This window comes from Photobacterium sp. R1, from assembly GCF_054600795.1.
The window spans coordinates 1-246 of sequence record NZ_BAAHZP010000836.1 but is presented as its reverse complement, the minus strand read 5'-3'; the positions used below and the strand labels follow the sequence as shown (position 1 = coordinate 246).

1 protein-coding gene is annotated in these 246 nt (G+C 50.4%); it reads left to right on the top strand.

The features are described from left to right. On the top strand, nucleotides 1-246 hold a 246-nt coding region (locus ACYP03_RS27430), incomplete at both ends, for a biotin/lipoyl-containing protein (RefSeq protein ID WP_459782864.1).

The following is a 246-nucleotide window of genomic DNA, read 5'->3' as shown; positions in this document are numbered from 1 at the left end:
GCAACCGTAGCCACCTGGCACAAGAAACCAGGTGATGCAGTAAGCCGTGATGAAGTTCTGGTAGATATCGAAACGGATAAAGTAGTGCTGGAAGTACCTGCACCTGAAGATGGTATTCTTGAAGCCATTTTCGAAGAAGAAGGTACCACAGTGCTGACCAAGCAGCTGCTGGGTAAAATCAAAGCAGGCGCGGTTGCTGGCGAGCCAACCAAAGATAAGACAGCCAGTGCGGAAGCGTCACCAACA